Here is an 18,597-nt window from a genome sequence, read left to right as displayed (position 1 = left end):
TCTGGTGACCGTAGCGGTATTAGATGAGATCGCAGCATGCTCAGCCAGCCAATGGACCATCCAGTCAGACCACTTAGCTAAGACGCTATGTAGGCCAGTCTTCAGAATTTAAAATTTGATAGTTGACGATAGTGTAATGACTCCTTTCGCACTAGAATGACCGCATCATTATTATCAGCACCCTATCTTCAGGTCACCCCCCATGGCTGCTATTCCCGATGCTGCGATCGATCTGATCAAAAAATTTGAAGGACTGCGACTAGACGCCTATCCAGACCCTGGTTCAGCGGACGGTTTACCCATCACCATTGGCTACGGCAGTACCCGTAAGCAAAATGGCAGCCCCTTCAAACTGGGGGAAAGCCTCACCCAAGCAGAGGCGGAAGCCCTCCTGAGTTGGGATTTAGAAAACCGTTTTCTACCACCGCAGACCAAGATCCCCACCTGGGACACCATGGACGATGACCAGCGGGGAGCCATTTTAAGTTTTGCCTATAATCTGGGCGCTGCCTTTTATGGCAATAGCGGCTTTCAAACCATTACCCGCGTCCTGAAAGACGCCGCCTGGGACGAAATAGAAGCCGCACTGGTGCTCTATCGTAACCCCAATACCAACGTCGAAGCCGGTTTACTCAAGCGCCGTCTGGCAGAAGCCGAGGTATTTTTAACCAGTGAGAGCAATCTGTATGTGTCATCACCGGGGCAACAGTTTCTTAAGGGGGTTTTAAGCAAACCTCAATCCTATTTTACTGGTCTCAAAGGTCCGTTTTCCCCTGGTCAGAGGACAGTCTCATTAACCCAACCATTTATGTTTGGGGATGACATTAAAGTCATGCAGCAGTCCATGGTGGATAAGGGTTTTAAGTTAACAGCCGATGGTTTCTTTGGCACGATTACGGAAGGAATTGTCAAAGACTTTCAAAAGGCTAATGAGTTACAAGCTGACGGAGTAGTGGGTCCAGGCACCTGGAAGAGCCTGCTCGATACACCAGAGCCTCCCGATAACACTGACCCTGACGCTGAGCCCCCCGGTCCAGTTACCCGCTTGATGATCAAGCAAGATACCGTCTTGAAGCTCAGGCCAGAAGAAACCCTTCAGCTGAGTGACGCCGAGAAAGAACCTGTGCAGGCAGGAGACTCCTATAGTTTGCACTCCTATGCCTATGCTGACCCCATCGCTGGCGATTTTAACGGTCATATTAAAGTGGCCTTAAAGGAAACGACCATCCGTGGACTCAACACCTGGTTTATAGAAGGCCAGTATGTGCAAGTTGAGATTGATGATGAAGTTGTTTATCCTTGGGAAGAGCAACAAACTGTTTTCCAGCTTAGGGTGTATCGCGATACCATCTTTAAACAGCGACCGATGCCATCTAGCGAGCTGCCTGACACAGAAAAAGTTGAAGTTAAAAAAGAAACCAACTTTATCTTACATTCCTATGCCTATCAGGATTCCCATGGAGACTTTAGCAGCCATATTAAAATCTCCATCAAAGACCCAAAAGACTTTCTTAAGGGCCTAAGCCAGTGGTATGTCTACGATAGACACTCCTATGTCGAATATGACGAAAACATTGTTTATCCCCCTACGCCTATCCTCAACTTTACCCAAAACACAATTATTAAACGACGTCCTTTACAGTCATCAGAACTCCCGACTGAGGAAAAAGCCTCAATCCCATCAGGCAATTCTTTTATCCTTGATTCCTGGGCTTATAAAGACGAGCAAGGAAAGTCTTTTAATGGTCATATTAAGTTTGCCTTAAAGCTAGAGTCAGACTTTATTTCGTCATTTAGTACCTGGTATGTTTATGACCAGCATGCTCAGGTCACTTGGAATGGTAAGGTTCTGTATCCTCCTTTTGCTGGCAAATCCTTTAGGCTGCCTGGCAAGGAGGGCCTATTTTATACGCAACAGCCGATCTTTACTGACAGTAACTTTACCTGGGGAGAAGCCACCAAGAATGGTACACGCATTCCCACAACACCTGAAATTGTTGACAACATTATCACGTTTGCCAGGGCACTGCAGAATGCGCGGAATATTATCGGCCAGCCTTTTGTGATCAATTCCTGGTATCGCGATCCCCAGTCTAATGAAGCAGTGGGAGGGGCTACTAATAGCCAACACCTATCGGGACGTGCTGTGGATATGTATGTGCCAGGCGTTAGCGTACGTCAGGTCGCTAACGCCCTGAGGTCCTCCTGGCCAGGGGGAATTCTCATTTATAGTTCTCACTTGCATTTAGATACAGGTCGTAAGCAGATCGTCTTTTTATAAGGTGTGTAGCATTTGTTACCAAGGTTGGTGCGATCGCATGTATCTGCTACAGAGGCTAGGGGTGTATTGCTATCCATTACTCAATAAAGCATTGGGAGGTTTTTTAGATTTTTATGGTGAGGCATCTGACATCTTTTGCCAACTGCGCCAGATATTCCATTAAGATTGGCTAAGATTGCCTCAAAGCTGTCAAAATTAAGCGAAGCAAAGTTATCTCCTAAAAATATGAAGATAAAACTGTTGTTATTACTACATCTTTTACGGCAGCGTGGGTGGACCTTATCACTACCATTAAGCATTATCGCTAGTCCTTTGCTATTCGCACTGCCGGGATGGGCGCAAACCAATACTTCAGTTCTATCTTCGTCAACTGAGGCGGCAGAGCTAACCGTCTTAGATTTGGTGGCACTCCAAGGTGCTCAAGACCACAGTCCAGCTACCTCAACCTTGTCAGCTGCTGAACGCCCCGAACTGACGGTGCCCTCAGGCAATGGAGAGGTGATTGCCGATATTCAAATTCGCTATATCGACCCGGATGGCAATTTAGTTGAAGAAACAGCCCGGTCTCAGAGAATTGCCCAGGAATTTGCACTACAGCCAGGTGATGTTTACGATCCAGAACTGGCCTTAGCAGGGCTAACGCGAGTTGCGAGTTTATTTGCCACAGACCAGCAAGCAACCCTGACCCTGGAGCCTGCCGCTGACCCTGACCAGGTGCTGATGGCTGTCAACGTAGACAAGCCCAACGACTTTTTCTTTACCTTTGACCTGACGGTATCCCGACCAACGGCGCTGCAGGGACCTTCACACCCCTCAACAGTGCCCGCTTTATCCAATAGTGCCAGAGGCATATCGGCAGGTGTACGGGTGGGAATCGCCAACCTTGGCGGCAGCGATCGCACTCTATCCCTGGGCATTGAGGGGGGTGAGAACATTCTGGGGGTGGATTTAGACTTTAGAGAAGTTTTTGACGATGAGTCCGGCTACGGCATCAACTTTGCCAATCAGCGTGCTGTAGAGCCCGAATTTACAGGGGGTGATACTGAGTTAGAAACCCCCAGCGGTGATGAACCCTGGGTCCATCGCATCGGCGGCGGTGTTGAATATTTCCGGCCCCTGGCCACCAATTTAGAAGCGGCCTTGGGCGTTTCCTATCAGCAGATTTCGGTGCGAGAGGATGTGTTTTCGGACGATATTGCCCCTACGGATGAGTTGGGCAATGCTCTCACCGTGAGTGATGATGGCGAAGACGATCTGCTGACTATTAACTTGGCCGGTATTTTTGATTCTCGGGATAGCACTCGCAATCCGACCAAGGGGTCTAAGCTACTGTTTGGTGTGGACCAGTCGATTCCCATTGGCGATGCTGATATCTTATTTACTCGCCTCAGCGCCAACTATACTCAGTTTTTACCGCTGAATCTGTTTGGCTTTACCGAGGGGCCACGCACGTTAGTGCTGAATCTTCAGGGGGGCACCATTTTAGGCGATACACCTCCCTATGATGCGTTTAGCTTAGGCGGTTCGAGTTCTGTTCGGGGCTATGGTTCGGGAGAAGTGGGCACTGGCGAGAGTTTTGTTCAGGCAAGTGCTGAGTATCGTTTTCCGATTCTGTCTTTCAATGCGTTTGATGATGACGTGGCTCTGGGCGGCACGTTCTTTTTTGATTATGCAACTGATTTAGGGACAGGTGATGAGGTCATTGGTCGGCCTGCGGAGGTTCGAGATAAGCCGGGTGATGGGTTTGGCTATGGTCTTGGTTTGAGGGCGCTGACGTCGTTTGGGCCGGTCCGGTTGGAGTTTGGTATCAATGATGAAGGGGATACGAGAGTTATCTTTAACGTTGGCGATCGGTTTTAACCGTGCGACGCTAAGCTCCTATTTTCTACCAAATGCATAAATGATCAGCCTGCTGTCTTTTTGAGACGGTGGGCTGATTGCACTGCGTTCAGACCGGCTTATCCTCTAAATCAGTAATGGCTTTGCCACAGTGCCAAAATTCCTTAGGTAGCAGTAGGCCCATGCCCCAACCTAAAAGTGGATAAATTGCCCACGTAATGGTGCCAGAGAGGCTGAAATTCAGGGCGAGTAAAAAGCCATTGACCACGACATAGGTTCTTAGTTGCTGAGAGAACGCTGGTCGCTGGGAAGCTGGAGTTGAGGTAGTTTGAACAGAGGTCTCTTGGCAGTGTTGTTCTGCCAGAGTCAATGCTTCAGGAGAGATGCCCAGATCGGCAGCCATTTCTTCCAGTTGCGATCGCGAGAACCCTTCTTGCTGACTTTGCTCCATCGCTTGGGCCAAAATCTGCTGCACTTCCTCAATGGAGTAACCCATTGCCATCACTAAACCCTCCTAAGCTGCAGGTGCATCAACGAATGTTGACAGCGTTAACTTAACAGTAATCGACAAAGTTGACATTGTCAACATTCGATTTCCCACGGTTAGAGGATTGCACCAAAATAAAGTCCCAGGTTGAGGCTGTAAATGGGCGGATGAGTGATGGGGGAACGGGGAAATTATTTAAGCGCAGGAGCCGGACAATGCGCTATCTCAGCTCTTGCTTAAGATTGGTTGTAAATCGATGCGACTGTTGCGCAGCAACAACTTATCGTTTGCATTGAATTCTCTCCATGTTCTAGAGATTCGGCTTAGGGTAAGTCTTGTATAGTTGCTCGGCTCGACTAAATTAGCAATGGCGGCTAGTCAAACAGATAAGAATAAACATTATGTATACTACAGCAAGAATGTCTAGAATGAACGAAGCACGTTATAAGGTACGTTCAAACATTTTATAAAAGGCTAAAATTAACAACCACAATCAGAAAATGAATCAAGAATTCGAGAATGAGGTCAAAAGAGGTGAGCAATTATATGAGTCAGGGAAATACGAAGATGCGATCGCTGCTTATCAAAAGTTACTTAACAAGAATCCCTTAGCTCATAATGTTTTACATAAGAAAGGACTCGCATTAAAAGCTTTGAAGCTTTATGGCGAAGCCTTCGATACTTTCAAGCAAACAACAGATATTCAACCAGATTATGCTTCAGCTTGGAGAGAACAAGCAAATGTGTTAATGAGTCTCGAACGCTACAAGGATGCGTTAGCGGTCTGTGAAAAAGCTGTAGCTATTGTGCCCGAGAGTGACGATATTTGGTGTAGCAATGGCATAGCTTTATATAAGCTAAACCGTGTTGAAAAAGCACTTCTTTCCTTTGAGCAGGCTATTGAGATTAACTCAAATAGTGATAAGGCTTGGGCGTATCGCGGGCTTGCTCTCAATAACTTAAAACGATACAAAGAAGCGGTCAAAGCCTATGACCGGGCTATTGAACTTAATCCCAATGCTGCTGCTGTCTGGACGAACCGAGGGTTCACCCTAGATAACTTAGAACAATATGAAGAAGCGATCGAGGCTTATGATCGAGCTATTGAACTTAACCCAAAAAGTTATAAGTCTTGGATAAATCGAGGAATTGCCCTCCATAGATTAGAGCAGTACGAAGAAGCAATCAAAGCTTATGATTACGCTATTGAACTTAACCCGAAGAGTGATACGGTTTGGACAAACCGGGGGGTCACTCTGGGGCGTCTAGAACAATACGAAGAAGCGATTAAAGCTTATGACCGAGCTATTGAACTTAACCCAAATAGTTATGCAGTCTGGACAAACCGAGGGATTGCTCTAGAGGGCTTAGAACAATACAAAGAAGCGATCAAAGCTTATGACCGAGCTATTGAACTTAACCCCAATGATGATGCAGTCATAGGTATTCGAGGAGTTGCCCTAGGACACTTAGAACAATATGAAGAAGCGATCAAAGCCTATGACCGGGCTATTGAACTTAACCCCAATGACTATGCAGTCTGGACGAACCGAGGGCTTGCCCTAGGACACTTAGAACAATATGAAGAAGCGATCAAAGCTTATGATCGGGCTATTGAACTTAAGCCTGATAATGAGATTGCATGGGTAAATCGAGGGATTGGGTTAGAGAGTCTTAATTTTCTACCAAAGGCATTTGAATCCTTTAAGCGTGTCTTAGAAATTAATCCCGAAAATCAGCAGGCGTGGGTCAATTATGTTTACGCATTCAACAAATTAGGTCGATATGAAGAAGCAATTGAAGCGTGTAATCAAGCTATAGAAAATAACTGCAATAACAATGATGATTGGCTGCCGTATTATGTAAAGTGTGATCTACTAAAAAGATCAGGTCGTTACGAAGCAGCACTCGAAGCTGCCACGCGTGTTACAGAGCTTAATTCTGGAGATGCTGTTCCTTGGATGAAAAAATCCCAATTGTTAAATATATTAGGCCGTTACGAGGAAGCGCTAGCAGCTTGTGACCAGGCTAAGAGAATTACTCCCGATGATCCTACTGTATGGAAACTTCGTAGCACTTTACTAGGAAGCCTTAATCGTCATATTGAAGCACTTGAGGCTAAGCGTTGCGAAGCATATTTAAATAAAGTGCTTGAAAATGCAGCATCCAATACCCTTAAAAAGGAAAAAGGCAATCTATTATTTAAACTTAGGTATATTCCCTGGAAAGCGTTCTTTTTAACCTCTTTTTCATTGACAACACTATTCTCTTTTCTTGAATTTATTTGTCTTTTCTATCTTGTTCCCAATCTATCTGATGAAAGCACAATTATTGTAATTTTCTCTGATTCAGCAGTGTTGGCAGCAATTTCTTTTGCGTTCATATCAAGATTTTATCCACATATATTATTGAGTAACAGAAATCTTTGGGGGCTATTTGTTTGCTTAGGGTTTAGTCGTCTTCTGATAATGTTTATTTTATCCTTAACAACCTACTTACCCTACTCGGCATCATTAAATCATTTGCTATTTTTAGCAATCGGTGTCTTTGGCATGGCATCTTTCGAATACAAGCGTTCAAACTAAAGGATGAGATAGTCATTTTGTTTTCTAAACTCTGGTGACCACTTTATCCAGTTATTTTGCCTCCAAATAATCTCGCCAGCCGCCATACTGGCTAATCTCCCGTTTGCCCTCAACCGTCAACGGTTCACCAATTACTCCCAACACCTCTTCTCCATCCTGTAGCATCACCTTACCAATCGCTAACCCCGGTGGTTCCTGCGAGAGAATTACACCCAACCCTGCCAATGGCACCTGCCATACTTCAACCGCGATCGCAACCCCACCCTCTCGCACCTTAATCATGGCCGGGTAGTGATCATCAATCGACCAAAGCCGATAAGTCGATACTGTTTTTGTCTCCCGCTCAAAGGTGGCATCCACATTAATTAAATTAGGATTCAGCGCTAACCCCCGCATCAGAGTGCCATTCACCGCAAGCTTAATCGTGTTAGTCATCAATCATCATGAGCAAGGTCAAAATATACGGGATCGCATTAAACAGGATGCGCTCGGTCCAGACGCTGGGATAGTACAGCGATAAACAGGCTCCGCCCAGGCCTGCTAGAACGCTACCGGCCATACTGCTGGACATCCCCACATTGAAAATGGAACTGCCCATAGCTCGGTCAGCTGCGGGACTGTCGCCTATGGCCCGCACGTATATCCCCCAGTGGATGGCGCGAAAAAACCATTGGAGCAGGAGCGCGATCGCAACCCCTAAAAATAACGGACTGATCTTAAGCACCGCCTGCAGCTGCGGGGCCTGGAGCTGAATAAACGACTTACCCAGAAAAAAAGCCAGACCGCTACCCAAAATAGTCATAGCAATGCCCATAGCCAGCTCATTTACCCGAGGCTGCTGGGACAGCCAGCCGTGGACAGCTCCCAGGGGCATACTAGCTGCCCCCTAAGCCACACGGTGCCCAGAAATGGCAACCATGGCTAGGCCCCTTCAGCATCGGCCTGGTTATAGCCAAAGTCATCCTGAGGGCCAACATAGATAAAGCCGACAACGACCTCACCCCCCCGCTGCCCCACCTGCCGTTTCACCGGACGGTGCCGAGGCCCAGGAACTTAGCTGAGTGACTGCACCAAAGGCAGTCATAGCCAGCCGGGCGCGTATAATTTGGCGATGAGAGAAATATAGCGGTTTGCACTTAGCCATAGAATAATTCCTAACTATTAGTCGGCAAGTAAACGTTCCATCAGACCAGGGACTGAGTGTTCTAGCCTCCATCGACCCGACGACGGAAAATTTATACTAATAGAATTGAAAAAAATCCTACCCTCTGTTGTATCGGAGGGTACTTTCACTTGAAGAAGTGACTAAGGACGTCTGTTTCCTACGACCGCTCTGTCAGGGAGTTGAAGCCCTCTTGGGAAACAATAAAGGTGAGGAAGCGACAAAAACTCACCACCGTCCTAGTCTATCGGTTGTGTGTTGCTCAAACCTTTGACGTCGCTCTCCTTCAAGGTTTGATAATGGGACACAGCGGTACAACACCCAGTCAACACAACGTCAAGTTGTATCACTTGATACGAGTAACGATAGCGAGCAAAAATTAGGAAGTAGGCGTTGTTTTACATCTGCTTAAGCATTGCTTAATAATTGTCAGCATTGCTCCACGTTTGTTTATGTATGCCTGCCTCATCAAAACCAGTCATAGCCTGGGTACTGATGTCCTTAGCACCAGCCTGGGACTCTGATGCGATTAGTCTGATGTTCTGGGGGCTCAGGCAAGCTGACGCCACCTTCCTCAGCCCTAGTTAAAACCGGCCTAGCAGACTATTTTGAGAACTCCCTCATCAGCATTGATGGTTTTATAGCAATTTCATAAATCCTATGGGTTTTCATAACAAAAAACCTGCCATAAGTCGGGTCATCATAGTGACCCCATGACTCAAAATAAAGTCAAGCTCTAAAATAGTTTAGTATTCGTAGAAAGCAGCTGTGTAGACATCTGTATCCAGCCAGATCATCAAACCATTTGTCAGCAAAAAGCAGATGCCGTTTCCGCCTAGTTCACGGTAGACTCACGACAGAGTCCGTGTAAAAATCATCACTAATGAGTTCTTAAAAAGGGATGATCGTCCTACCATGTCTGCACAAGCCCAATCGTTAGCTAACTTAATTATTGACGCATTGGGTACCAGAAGAGGGTTTTTCTTCGGGCTATTCAAAAAGCGTCCTAATCAACAGACGAGACAGATGGTTCTGTCTGCTTCTCAGGCATATGTGCAACGCTTTCGAGAACGCCACGGCACGCTGAAAGTATTAGGAATGAGTAAGTCCGTAAACCTGGATGCGGTTTATGTTCCGGTACGTTTTTTAGAAGAAAGTGAAATCAATAATTCCATGTCTATTGATGATATGGAAAGAGTTTGTCGGGCTCGTAATGAGCGTCGGCTATCGTCAAGTTCATCCCGTCAGAGAACGGCTATTAGTATTGCCGATGAGCAACAGTATTTATCAATCATTGGTGCTCCAGGGGTGGGTAAAACTACACTGCTTCGCAAAATTGGTTTAGAGGCACTTAAAGATGCCAATGAAGCTGAATTTCATCATGTCTGTCTACCCATTTGGATTGATTTAAAGAAACTCACTGAGGGGCCAATTGGGTTTCAGAGTTATATTGCCAGCGAGTTAGAATCGTTTGACTTTCCAGAGAGTGTCAAAATTACTGAAAACATCCTCAAAAAAGGACAGTTTTTAATCTTATTTGATGGCTTAGATGAGGTTTCATCCAGTGTTCGTCATCGGGTACTGGATAAGATTGAAGCCTTTGTTGAACGCTACAAGAAAAATCGTTACGTTATATCCTGTCGAGCGGCGGCCTATCGTAGCCCATCGTCTAGTTTTCGCGAAATTACGTTGGCGGGTAATGGTCAAGACCAGATTAAAAGTTTTATTTACAGCTGGTTTGCGACGGATGGAGAAGAGGGGGTTGAAGCGGCTGAAAAGTGTTGGAAGTCGATTCGCAGCTCAGATAATGTGGCCGTTAGGGAACTGGCTCGGACGCCGTTACTCCTGACCTTCTTATGTCTGGTTTATAGTCGTTCTTTTACGTTCGCAGGGAATCGCAGTATCCTCTACCATGAGGGTCTACGGATTCTGCTAGAGAAGTGGTTTGATGAAAAACGGGTTTCTAAAGAGGGAATTTATGAAGGGCTGCATGTTGAGCTAGAAGAGAAGCTGCTGGCTGAGATTGCCTATAAGGCTTTTAGGGAAGATAAGCTGTTGCTGACTAAGATTAGTTTAGTTGAGCACATTCGAGACTTTTTGCTAAAGGAGCTGAATGCGCCGAGTAATTTAAGTGGAGAGGCGATCTTGGATGCGATCGCAATTCAGCAAGGCATCCTAGTAGAACAATCCGAAGGCATATATTCCTTTTCTCACCTCACCTTCCAGGAATTTTTAGCCGCCAAGTACATCCACGAAAACTACAGCAACCAATCTCTTTCAGAGATGGTGCGGCTATATGCCAACGATAAACGCTGGGAAGAAGTCTTTTTACTCATTGCTGGCCTCAAATACGATGAAAGCAATGTCATCAACCTGTTGCTCTATCTCCACCAGGTAGCCCAGGGATACATCAATACCGAAAAGCTCAGCTCATTATGGATGTGGGCCGCACAAGTCACCGCCGATGAACCCACCCCCGAAAAACTGATCGAAAAGCGAGCCAATGCTCTCTATCGCGCCTTCCACTACAGCCGGATTCTAGCGCAGAGTTCCAAACTCAAAGGAGAGCTAGAAATCGTTCAGGCCTTGCTGCAACCCTTTATCTACAACCTCAGAGCCTCCAGCGACTTAACCCTGACCACCCACCTAATCAACGCCTTTCAAAGTGTTGTCATCCAGGTCAAAAAAACAGGCAAGCTGAGTGAGCCATCAGCTAAAAAACGAGCTCAGACCGAACTTAAAAAAGCCGTTCAGCTCGCTAAACCCCTCGCCAACAAAATCCGCAAGCGCGCCAGTGTTCGCAGTATGCGATATCTGAAAAGTCATGAACAGCGCGCTTCCATCGACCAGGACTTAAAGCAAAACGAAATCTTTTCTGGGTCTGACTTCCTCACCCTCTTCGAACAACTGAACCGATTAAGCCTCAATATACCCGGCACTCAGTTTCCCAGCCATATCCACAAAAAGTTTTTAGATGAACTCAAGCAAGTATGCCTTGGCATTCTCAAAGTAGACGAATCGTGGCTATTATTATCACGAGAAGAAGCCAGGGCCTGCCAAGACTGCCTGTATGTCACCCTGCTGATGCTGAAATGCAGACAAGAAGCCAAACGCATTTCGCCCGAGTTATGGCAATCGGTTCAGGAACACATTCTCTCGTTGAGTATTGGTGAGGCCAGACCAGCGATGCTGATTGGCCAAAGTTTTTTAGATCAAGTCGGTGCCGTTGCCAAACAAGAAGACGAACAAAATCTACTCATTTCCGAACTGCCAGAAGAATTTGGCCTCAAGCCACCCTTTTTCGTATCCGTCGTCTCAGAACGACCGACAGAAGAGGACATTAATACATTATTCCAGAAATCTGACGAAATTAGAGCCCACAATCCTGATTTAGCCGGAGTGCTGCTCTATAAGGAGCTACCTGATGTTGCCACCAGACAGCTAATCGCAGACTTAAGGGTCTATCAGGATTTCAACGTGATTCCCATTTCTCTAGCAGAGATAGAAAACGTTGTGGCCAGTGCCGATGATTGTAAAGATGTCTTCTTAAACCATATACATCAATACACTGGTGCCATTGACTTCTTTAGGGATAAGCAGCCGATTCGCGACCAGCTCTTGTTTTTTGGTCGTACAGAGTTACTGACAGAATTAGCAACAGATTTAAAAAATAATCAGAGCGTTGGACTGTTCGGTCTACGTAAATCCGGCAAAACATCCGTCATCCATCAGCTCTCCCTAATGTGCCAGGACCATGCCATTATCTACATAGATTTGCAAGCCTACAGCGACATTGGTTACGGCATTGAACTGTTAGACGATATCTTGCAAAACCTCTATACCTTGGCCAAGAACAGAAATCCTTTATTAGAGAAACCAACCCTGTTGTCGGAGAGCGGTGCCCCGATCAAAGAAGCATCGCGTGACTTTGGCCAACACTTTAAAAAGCTCTCCAAGGATCTTGAAGGCGTGGGCTACGAGTTACCTATCTTTTGTTGTTTAGATAATCTAGACAGGGTTTTCCCTCGCTCTAATGAACGATTTGAAGAGAAAGCAGAAGAATTTGACTTTGTATTTAGTTCATTACGCGCCTTAAACCAAAAAGAACAGATTGTGTCCTTATTGGTAACAGCCGTGCATCCCCAGTGTAATCGCATTAAACAATGGGATTTTTCGGACGTGTCTAAAAATCCCATATACCGATTTTTCAAAGAATCGTTTTTGCAACCTTTTTCCATCCAGGAAACCGCATCCTTAATCAACGGCTTGGGTAGCCTGATGAAATGGGAATTTGATCGCCAGACGATCCAAGCAATCTATCGACTGAGCGGCGGGCATCCTTTTGTGGTCAGAAAGATAGCCGGATTTTTGATCAAAAAAGCAGTCGCACAGCCAGAGGCTGACACCGCCGGTCAAATTTCCTATATGTTTGCCCAGCTGCACTTGCGAAAAGTCTTCCGCGACCAGGCCATCAAAACCTATGTTGAGTATGGCATCATTGGCGAACTGCGAGCCTATAACTCAAAACCCAAGGTGCATCATGTTCTCAATGCGTTGAGTATGATGACAGCGGCCTCTAACAACATGGACGGCTGGCTGCGGGCTAGGACATTATTGGGATTCTTGACCAAGAAATTAAATATTTCCGAGATTCAATGTTTGGACGCAGTGCATGTGCTACAGAATTTTGGCATCGTTGAGCAAACAGAGCATCCAGATGGCTATGATTGTTATCGAATTCGGCTACTGTTGTTGCATCAGTGGTTCCAAATGTTACGAAAGGCCAAGAGCGCATAGATAAGGGGATTGCACAAAAATGAAGTCCCAGCTTGAAGCTGTAGATGGGTGGATGAGTGATGGGGTGATGAGGGATCATTTAAGCGCAAGCGCCTAAACGTCTGCAGCCAAACAGGGGAATAGATCCAACCGCTGGCAGCAGGCGAACATTGGCGGCTGCCTGTCAGCTACAAGCTTGAGAAATATCAAACGATACTGACCAAATAGGATTGATGCGATTATTCTTTACTCAGGATGTAACGCATCCAGCAGGTGTTCCTCAGCAATCGGGTCGTTTCTATCGTCATGTCAGGCACCCCCTTTTCCGGTGACTTTTTTAAGCAATCTACCGAAGCGATTGTCGGTTTTATTCGCTGGATTGCTGAGCTAATCGTGAGTAAAAACTGGCTGAAGCTCTGTATCTTAGTGGCCTTTACGATTGCCTGTCTGTTTAACCCCTGGAGTGGGATTGCGTTTAAGGTTTTAAGCGTAGACGTTGCAACCTTGCCTGACTGGTATAAAGGTGCCTTTTGGGCAACGGAACTGGGGCTGTTTGCCACAGCGCTGGTGATAGCGGTGCAGTCAATCCCTAAAACGACGGTTTTTGCTCAACCAGACACGATTGAGCGGAAGGCGATTAAAGGACTGCGACCCTTTAGTCTGGGGGATGCTGAAGTCTATGCCCAGCTGCAGCGACATCGACAGCTGCGAGACTGTGTGGACTCACTGACCAGCAACTTTTTCCGGTTTGGCATTTTGATGGGAGAGTCGGGCTGTGGGAAGACATCATTTTTGCAAGCGGGGGTGTTGCCTCGGCTGATGGCAGAAACGTCAAACTGTCTGGGCGTGTATATCCGGTTTAACGACCAAAGACCCACACGGACCATTGCCAAGGCGCTATCGGAACAGCTGAACGTGCCCCTGGGAACGCTGTTGGAGGGGGCACAGGAGCCGTTGCTAGTCGTACTACAACAGGCATCAGCGAGTCAGGAAAAGCCGCTGGTGCTGCTATTTGATCAGTTTGAGCAATTTTTTGTCCATCAACGGCGGCAGGAAGATCGAGAGCCGTTTATCCATCAGCTTGTCGCCTGGTATCGCGACCCAGAGCCGCTGCCGGTCAAGATATTAGTGTCGATCCGGTCGGATATGCTGCATCAGCTGAATGCACTGCACCAGGCATTGGGCTATGCCTTGGGACCCCAGGAAGTATTTCAGCTGGAGAAGTTTACCCCCCGTGAAGCGGCCAATGTGCTGGAGGTGATTGCTCAGACAGAGGGACTGGAGTTTAACAAACGGTTTGTTACAGAGCTGGCGGAAGAGGAACTGGCCAATCGGGAAGACGGGCTGATTTCCCCCGTGGATGTGCAGATTCTGGCCTGGATGATTGAGCGGCAGACAGCAGACGAGCTGCGGGCCTTTAACCAAAATGCGTTTCAGAAGTTTGGTGGGGTGGAAGGACTGCTCACCCGCTTTTTAGAGCGCACTCTGGATGCACGGGTGATCCCTAGTCAGCGGCAGTCGGCGGTCAAGGTGTTGCTGGCGCTGACGGATCTGGATAGTCAGGTGCGGGCGGGGGTGCTGACGGTGCCGATGTTGAAAGACACGCTCAGGGCCACGGTTAAGGCGGAGGATGTGACCGAGGCGGTGACCTGGCTGGCGCGGGGGGATGTGCGGCTGGTTACGCCCCAGGAGCAGGATGGGCAGACGGGATATGAGCTGGCCCATGAGCGATTGATACCGGCGTTGATGCGGTTGGCAGGGAAGGAACTGTCGGACGTTGACAAGGCAAATCAGCTACTGGACCGGCGGGTAAATGAGTGGTTAGGGAATGACTGCAGTCGGCGGTATTTGTTTGGGATGCGGGAGCTGTGGCAGCTGGAGCGGCAGCGGCCTTATTTGGTGTGGGGTAGTAAGCGGCAGCAAAAGCAGCGGCTAATGCAGCTGAGTCAGCAACAGCTTTACCGTGGCAGTTTGGCGCTGGCACTGGTGGTGTTGATTGGGGTCAGCGGCAGCGGTTGGGTGTATTGGACGCCCCAGGGACAGATTTGGAATGCCAAGCGACAGCTGATGGGACTGTTGGATGATATTTCAACGACACGGATGACTGAAGCGGCAGTGGCATTTGCCAAGAACAATGAGTGGCGTAAGGTAGAGAGAATCATTAAAAAATTATCGAATGAAGGAGAAAATAAAGCCAGAGATGCTGAGTTAGCCGCCATCATCAGAGATATAGCAGCTTTCTTGCCCATGACTGATGAAAATAACTCTACTGTTACACTTTCCAGGCTAAGAGGATTTTCAAAGATAATTAAGGACAACGGAGCTAGATCAAAGGCTTTGAGTGCGATTGCGTACGCTTATGGAAGCTTAGGCGACAAGTTACTAGCTAAGGAGCTTTTGTACAATGCAATCGCAGCTACTCGAGACATTCAGAACAATGTATCTAAATCAGAAGTTTTGAGTGCGATTGCGTACGCTTATGGAAGCTTAGGTGACGAGCTGCTAGCTAAGGAGCTCTTACAAGATGCTATCGCTGTTACTCGAGACATTCAGAACAACGTGTCTAAATCAAAGGTGTTGAGTGAGATCGCTAACGTCACTAGCAGGTTAGTGGACAAGCCGTTAGCTAAGGAGGTCTTGCTTGATGCCATTGCTGTTATTGAAACCTCTAAGGATGACTGGTCTAAAACGACGGGCTTGAGTAAGATTGCCAATGCCACTAGCAGCTTGCTGGATAAACTATTGGCAAAGGAGGTTTTGTTCGATGCTATTACTGCTGCTCAAGATATTCAAAGTGACGTATCCAAATCAATGGTCTTGAGTGAGATTGCCAACGCCATTAGCCGATTAGGAGATGAGCAGACAGCAAAGGAACCCCTGCTTGATGTTATCGCTGCTGCTCAAGACATTCAAGACGACGAGTCCAAATCGATAGCCTTGAGTGCAATCTCAAGTACTTACAGTAGTTTAGGGAATGAGCAAACGGCGGAGGAGGTCCTACGCAATGCTATTAATACTGCACAAAACATTCAGAACGAATGGTATAAATCGAGGACGCTGCGTGAGATTATCAATGTCACTGGTAAGCTAGCGAACGAGCAAATAGCGAATGAGGTCTTACGCGATGTCATTACTACTGTACAAAACATTCAAGGCGACTGGTCTAGAACGTATGCGTTAAGTGCTATCTCAAATACCTACAGTAGTTTGGGAGACAAGCAGATGGCCCAGAATGTTTTGCTTGATGCCATTGCTGCTGCCCAAGACATTCAGGACAATGAGTCTAAATCAATAGCCTTGATCGAGATCTCAGATATATACAGCGGTTTAGGAGATAAGCAGACGGCTAAGCAAGTTTTACTCAACGCTGTTGCTGTCGCTAAGAACGTGCAGGAGAATGGATCTAAATCAGATATATTACATGCCATTGTAGCAAGACTCAGTGAAACAGTAGATACAGCTTTACTAGAAGAGCTCTTGCGTTTTGCTAGAGAGGAAAACGCTAATCGCCCCATGGTGACGATTGCTACTTATTATGCAAAGCGAGAACAGTGGGGGAAAGCAGTAAACGCCTTACGAAAAGCTGAACCTACCGGAAAAGCTTTTGGTTTGACCCAAATAATAACAGTTCTGGCAGAAGAGAAAAATCCAAAATTGATTGAAGGGCCGATCGTTTTAAAGGTTGATACTCAACCTGGCAAACAGCCCGGTCAATACTCTGTGAAGACAACTATTCAGACTCCGGATAAAAGTTGTGAGCAACGCACAGATTGGTGGGAAGTTACTAACCTTGAAGGAGAGTTGAAAGAGAATGGTCGTCGTATCCTCACCGGGTTTAACGACAATGTCCAAGAACCCCTCGCAGATACAATACAGGGGCTGAACATCCAGCCGGATGAAGAAATTATTATTCGAGCACACTTCTCTGGTATCTATCTCTCAGTTCGTGATCCACTTAGCAATGAAATGAGCTGGATTCAGAAATCAGGCTACACGGATCAGGCAATGCGGGGCAGCATCAACGACGGCTTTCATACGATCCGTATTTCTGAGAACTTTGCCAAACACTTAGAAACTCAAGAGCCTTTGCCTGAAGCGGATGCATGTCAGGAGTCTTGAAATTTGAGATAGTTTATATCCATATCCACAGTGTATCTTCAGATATTGGGGATACTGGTTTTGATGCAAAACCGGTTGCGTGGGGTCCCTTGTATGTTGGGTAGCGCATCAGGGATGCTAGTAATAGCCATCATTTCATGCAATCCAAACTGGGGGGTCCCTAGAGCTAACCAAGCTCGGTCGGAGAACAGCGGATTGCGCCTGATGAGCTACCTGCCCCATCCAACGACTAGCCTCGACAGTATCAAAGGTGTTGCCATCGGTGCAACGCAACCTGAATTAACAAGGACAGAGTCGATAGTGGATGGAGTTGACGATTGTCCGATAGGAGCCTCTATCTCATGTCTCTTCCGTGCTTAGGAATCGATGTTGGCAAGCATAAACTGTATGCGGCCTTACTGCTGAGAGCTGATAAGAAGCCGAAACGAAAGACTGTGAGTAATGATGCCTCAGGGCACCAAGCGTTAGTAAACTGGCTGGCATACCATCAAGTGGAGCGTGTTCACGCCTGCGTGGAAGCGACCAGTACCTATGCTCATCCGGTGGCTCGCACTCTCCACGAGCAGGGGCATGTGGTCACCATCGCTAATCCTAAACAAATCAAAGCCTATGGCGAGAGCCTATTGGTGCGGACAAAAACGGACCGGGTGGATGCGAGCCTTATTGCGCAGTTCTGCTTCGAACGCAAGCCGCGAGCATGGACACCACCGGCTCCTGAGGTGGACGCATTGCAAGCGCTTGTTCGTCGTTTGGATGTGCTTGAGAAGATCATGAGTCAAGAACGAAATCGATTGGAAACCACCCCTGAGGAGCTGGTGGAGGCTATCAAGCGACATCTGGAATTTCTTAAGGGCGAGTACAAATTGCTGTTGGAAGAAATTAAACACCACATTGACCGTCACGACCATCTAAAAAAACAACGCGATCTGATTACCTCGATTCCCGGAATTGGCGACAAAACAGCGGCGATTATTCTGGCTGAGGTTGGCGATATCCGGTTCTTCAAAAGTGCTCGACAACTGGCGGCTCATGCTGGTTTAACGCCCAAAAACCATGATTCTGGTAGCTCTATCCACAAGAAACCTAGACTCTCAAAAATGGGTAATGCGCGATTGCGAAAAGCCTTATATATGCCAGCGTTAGCGTCCATTAATCACAATCTTGTGATTGCTCAGTTTCGGGACCGTTTACTGGCAGCCGGAAAGCTCAAAATGCAGGTGGTCGGTGCAATTATGCATAAATTGATTCGATGGGTCTTTGGGGTATTACACTCGGGGCACCCTTTTGATGCCAACAAAGCACTCGCTGCTCAGGCTTGACATTCACAAGAGCACACAGTATCTCCGAG

At 47.0% G+C, this 18,597-nt stretch carries 9 protein-coding genes; 6 read left to right on the top strand and 3 right to left on the bottom strand.

Features of this window, described 5'->3' with window-relative positions:
• Positions 1-202: 202 nt before the first annotated feature.
• Together N836_RS75240 and N836_RS48480 are read left to right on the top strand one after the other, a co-directional pair.
• Positions 203-2,281 carry a glycoside hydrolase family protein gene (locus N836_RS75240; protein ID WP_023071963.1) on the top strand — a complete coding sequence of 693 codons (2,079 nt, stop codon included), beginning with the start codon at positions 203-205 and terminating at the stop codon, positions 2,279-2,281.
• Positions 2,282-2,506: 225 nt separating this feature from the next.
• Entirely contained in the window at positions 2,507-4,141 is a 1,635-nt protein-coding gene (locus N836_RS48480) for a BamA/TamA family outer membrane protein (protein WP_023071962.1), read from the top strand.
• 88 nt (positions 4,142-4,229) lie between these two features.
• Here the strand turns inward: N836_RS48480 and N836_RS48475 are convergent, their stop codons facing one another.
• On the bottom strand, positions 4,230-4,622 hold the full coding sequence (locus N836_RS48475) for a 2TM domain-containing protein (RefSeq protein ID WP_023071961.1): 393 nt from the start codon (positions 4,620-4,622) through the stop codon (positions 4,230-4,232).
• 485 nt (positions 4,623-5,107) lie between these two features.
• On the opposite strand from N836_RS48475, the gene N836_RS0137590 reads away from it, so the two are divergent.
• On the top strand, positions 5,108-7,192 hold the full coding sequence (locus N836_RS0137590; protein WP_023071960.1) for a tetratricopeptide repeat protein: 2,085 nt from the start codon (positions 5,108-5,110) through the stop codon (positions 7,190-7,192).
• Between the two features lie 51 nt (positions 7,193-7,243).
• On the opposite strand, the gene N836_RS48470 is transcribed toward N836_RS0137590, so the two are convergent.
• Entirely contained in the window at positions 7,244-7,627 is a 384-nt protein-coding gene (locus N836_RS48470) for an allophanate hydrolase-related protein (protein WP_023071959.1), read from the bottom strand.
• Positions 7,620-8,066, bottom strand: coding sequence for an ABC transporter permease subunit (locus N836_RS48465; protein WP_023071958.1), 447 nt, complete (start codon positions 8,064-8,066; stop codon positions 7,620-7,622). The genes N836_RS48470 and N836_RS48465 overlap by 8 nt, the downstream gene beginning before the upstream one ends.
• 1,203 nt (positions 8,067-9,269) lie before the next feature.
• On the opposite strand from N836_RS48465, the gene N836_RS73110 reads away from it, so the two are divergent.
• The 3 genes from N836_RS73110 to N836_RS48460 all read left to right on the top strand — a co-directional run bounded on the left by N836_RS73110 (position 9,270) and on the right by N836_RS48460 (position 18,568).
• On the top strand, positions 9,270-13,151 hold the full coding sequence (locus N836_RS73110) for an NACHT domain-containing protein (protein ID WP_023071956.1): 3,882 nt from the start codon (positions 9,270-9,272) through the stop codon (positions 13,149-13,151).
• A 285-nt stretch (positions 13,152-13,436) separates the two neighbouring features.
• Positions 13,437-17,249 (top strand): nSTAND1 domain-containing NTPase, encoded by a 3,813-nt coding sequence (locus tag N836_RS75715; RefSeq protein WP_023071955.1) that lies wholly within the window; start codon positions 13,437-13,439, stop codon positions 17,247-17,249.
• A gap of 341 nt (positions 17,250-17,590) precedes the next feature.
• A complete protein-coding gene (locus N836_RS48460; protein WP_023070498.1) occupies positions 17,591-18,568 on the top strand; it encodes an IS110 family transposase in 978 nt (325 codons plus the stop codon).
• Positions 18,569-18,597 lie beyond the last annotated feature (29 nt).

This window comes from Leptolyngbya sp. Heron Island J (assembly GCF_000482245.1).
GTDB lineage: Bacteria > Cyanobacteriota > Cyanobacteriia > Phormidesmidales > Phormidesmidaceae > Leptothoe.
This window is presented reverse-complemented; position numbering and strand designations above follow the sequence as displayed.

What these genes read in the sequence shown, in the direction of transcription:
- N836_RS75240 (WP_023071963.1), top strand. Translation starts at nt 203, where the DNA reads ATGGCTGCTATTCCCGATGCTGCGATCGATCTGATCAAAAAATTTGAA.
- N836_RS48480 (WP_023071962.1), top strand. Translation starts at nt 2,507, where the DNA reads ATGAAGATAAAACTGTTGTTATTACTACATCTTTTACGGCAGCGTGGG.
- N836_RS48475 (WP_023071961.1), bottom strand. Translation starts at nt 4,622, where the DNA reads ATGGCAATGGGTTACTCCATTGAGGAAGTGCAGCAGATTTTGGCCCAA.
- N836_RS0137590 (WP_023071960.1), top strand. Translation starts at nt 5,108, where the DNA reads ATGAATCAAGAATTCGAGAATGAGGTCAAAAGAGGTGAGCAATTATAT.
- N836_RS48470 (WP_023071959.1), bottom strand. Translation starts at nt 7,627, where the DNA reads ATGACTAACACGATTAAGCTTGCGGTGAATGGCACTCTGATGCGGGGG.
- N836_RS48465 (WP_023071958.1), bottom strand. Translation starts at nt 8,066, where the DNA reads ATGCCCCTGGGAGCTGTCCACGGCTGGCTGTCCCAGCAGCCTCGGGTA.
- N836_RS73110 (WP_023071956.1), top strand. Translation starts at nt 9,270, where the DNA reads ATGTCTGCACAAGCCCAATCGTTAGCTAACTTAATTATTGACGCATTG.
- N836_RS75715 (WP_023071955.1), top strand. Translation starts at nt 13,437, where the DNA reads ATGTCAGGCACCCCCTTTTCCGGTGACTTTTTTAAGCAATCTACCGAA.
- N836_RS48460 (WP_023070498.1), top strand. Translation starts at nt 17,591, where the DNA reads ATGTCTCTTCCGTGCTTAGGAATCGATGTTGGCAAGCATAAACTGTAT.